Consider the following 2,475-nt stretch of genomic DNA (forward strand, 5'->3'; position numbering starts at 1 on the left):
TGTAAGCCCCCGGTGAAGTCATCTTGTCCAGTCGCTTCGTGACCGCGAGGATCGTGTCCACCAGATTTTTAAGTGGACACGTGTACACCATGGAAGGCAACGAGGTTGAAGGGCTGGAACTGATAGAGCCGACGCGACGGCGTCGGCATAGCCGCGAGTTCAAGGAGAAGGTCGTGCGCGCGGCGATGCAGCCGAACGTATCCATCGCGGCGGTCGCGTTGCATTACCGGCTGAACGCCAACCTTGTGCGTCGCTGGGTCGTTGCCCGGCAGAAGCCGGACGTGATCGAACCGGCGACCGTAGAAGCACTCGCAGCACCGCAGGCAGCATTCGTGCCGCTCCAGTTGGAAGCGTCGTCTGCGTCGGCGGGGCTGTCGGAGATCCGGATCGAGGTTCGTCGGGGCGCCGCCATAGTCACGGTGCATTGGCCGGCGTCGGCGGCCGTCGAGTGCGCGGCGTGGCTGCGGGACTGGCTGAGATGATCCGCATCGATGCGATCTGGCTCGCGACGGAGCCGGTCGACATGCGCTCCGGTGCGGATACGTTGCTGGCCCGGGTGGTGAAGGTGTTCGGCGCAGTGCGGCCGCATCACGCGTATCTGTTTGCCAATCGGCATTCCACACGGATGAAGGTGCTGGTCTACGATGGGCTGGGCATCTGGCTGGCCGCGCGTCGGCTGAACAAGGGCCGCTTCATCTGGAGCGATGGTGAACAGTCGGTTTCCTTGCCGTTGAATGCCGAGCAACTGCGCGCGCTGGTCACGGGTCTGCCGTGGCGGACGCTAACGCCCGATCACGCGATTACCGTGATATGAGGCGCACCGGGACGTAAACAGTTTCGCTTCCGTGCCGGAGTGGCCTCTGGCAGACTGGCCTGCATGGACTTGCCCACCGACCTCGACGCCCTGAGCCCGGAACAGTTGCGTGCGTTGGCCGCGCACCTGATCGTGCAGGTCACCGAGCAAGAGCGGGAGGCTGGCGAGCGAGAGCGGGAGCTGCAGTATCGGCAAACGCGTATCGATCAACTGACGCACGAACTCTCCGTGCTCAAGCGCCTGCAATTCGGCAAGCGCAGCGAGCGGCTCGATGCCGAACAGATGAGCCTGCTCGACGAGGCGATCGACGCAGACCTGGCGGCACTGGAAGCCGAACTCGAACAGCTTCAACCGGTCACGACTGCCGCTGAGCCTCGGCAACAGCCGAAGCGTGTGCCCTTGCCATCGAAACTGCCGCGTACGGACATCCATCACGAACCGGAAGACACCACGTGCCGGTGCGGTTGCCAGCGGGAGCGCGTGGGCGAAGACATCAGCGAGAAGCTGGACTATGCGCCAGGCGTGTTCACGGTCGAGCGGCATATCCGCGGCAAGTGGGCCTGTCGGCACTGCGGGACCCTGATCCAGGCACCGATCCCGCCTCACGTCATCGACAAGGGTATCCCGACCACCGGGCTGTTGGCGCAGGTGCTGGTTGCCAAATACGGCGACCACCTGCCGCTGTATCGGCAGGAACGCATCTTTGCCCGCGCGGGCCTGGCGATCCCGCAATCGACGCTCGGCGCGTGGGTCGGCATCTGCGGTGTACGGTTGCAACCGCTGGTCGATGCGCTTCGCGAAGAGCTCCTGCAGCGCGACGTGCTGCACGCCGACGAGACGCCGGTGCAGATGCTGTCGCCCGGCAAGGGCAAGACGCATCGGGCTTACCTGTGGGCGTACAGCACGACGCCATTCGCCGATCTGAAGGCCGTGGTCTACGACTTCGCCGGCAGCCGTGCCGGCGAACATGCCCGAAAGTTCATGGGAGCGTGGTGCGGCAAGCTCATGTGCGATGACTATGGCGGCTACAAGGCCGGATTCGAACTGGGCATCACGGAAATCGGATGCGTCGCTCACGCCCGCCGGAAATTCTACGAGCTGCACGTCAACCACCAGAGCCAGATCGCCGAGCAGGCGCTGAAATACTTCGGCGCACTCTACGACGTCGAGCGTGACGTCGCCGAACTGAAGCCCGATCGAAGACAGGCCATCCGCCAGCAGCGATCCAGACCCGTTGCCGATGCGTTGCACGCCTGGATGGTGACCCAGCGCAAGCTCGTTGCCGAAGGATCGGCAATCGCAAAGGCGCTCGACTACAGCCTGAAGCGTTGGGAAGCGCTCACGCGCTATCTCGATGACGGGCACGTGCCCATCGACAATAACTGGCTGGAGAACCAGATTCGACCATGGGCGACTGGCCGCTCGAACTGGCTGTTCGCCGGCTCACTGCGCGCAGGACAACGTGCAGCCGCGATCATGAGCCTGATCCGGTCGGCGCAGCTTAACGGGCATGATCCGTACGCCTACCTGAAAGACGTGCTCACCCGACTGCCCACGCATCGTGCCAACGACATCGCGTCGCTGCTTCCGCATCGCTGGACGCTCGCCGTGGCTTGATCAGCGGCACCTCCCGAGCCTCGGTGCCTTTACCGGGTGCTTAC

3 protein-coding genes are annotated in these 2,475 nt (G+C 64.1%); all 3 read left to right on the forward strand.

From position 1 onward, the window contains the following. The first annotated feature begins 89 nt into the window (after nt 1-89). The 3 genes from E9536_RS41055 to E9536_RS41065 all read left to right on the forward strand — a co-directional run bounded on the left by E9536_RS41055 (nt 90) and on the right by E9536_RS41065 (nt 2,431). Complete coding sequence (locus tag E9536_RS41055) at nt 90-482, forward strand: helix-turn-helix domain-containing protein (RefSeq protein WP_136473331.1); 393 nt, start codon at nt 90-92, stop codon at nt 480-482. Beyond that, the gene (tnpB, locus tag E9536_RS41060) at nt 479-814 is read left to right on the forward strand and encodes an IS66 family insertion sequence element accessory protein TnpB (RefSeq protein WP_059584666.1); all 336 of its coding nucleotides are present in this window, start codon (nt 479-481) and stop codon (nt 812-814) included. The genes E9536_RS41055 and tnpB overlap by 4 nt, the downstream gene beginning before the upstream one ends. A gap of 63 nt (nt 815-877) precedes the next feature. After that, entirely contained in the window at nt 878-2,431 is a 1,554-nt protein-coding gene (locus E9536_RS41065) for an IS66 family transposase (RefSeq protein WP_136473333.1), read from the forward strand. Nucleotides 2,432-2,475 lie beyond the last annotated feature (44 nt).

It is taken from the genome of Burkholderia sp. LS-044 (assembly GCF_004803625.1).
Taxonomy (GTDB): domain Bacteria; phylum Pseudomonadota; class Gammaproteobacteria; order Burkholderiales; family Burkholderiaceae; genus Burkholderia; species Burkholderia cepacia.

Bases quoted from the DNA above. Each gene is read 5' to 3' on its own strand.
- E9536_RS41055 (WP_136473331.1), top strand. From the start codon at position 90: ATGGAAGGCAACGAGGTTGAAGGGCTGGAACTGATAGAGCCGACGCGA.
- tnpB (WP_059584666.1), top strand. From the start codon at position 479: ATGATCCGCATCGATGCGATCTGGCTCGCGACGGAGCCGGTCGACATG.
- E9536_RS41065 (WP_136473333.1), top strand. From the start codon at position 878: ATGGACTTGCCCACCGACCTCGACGCCCTGAGCCCGGAACAGTTGCGT.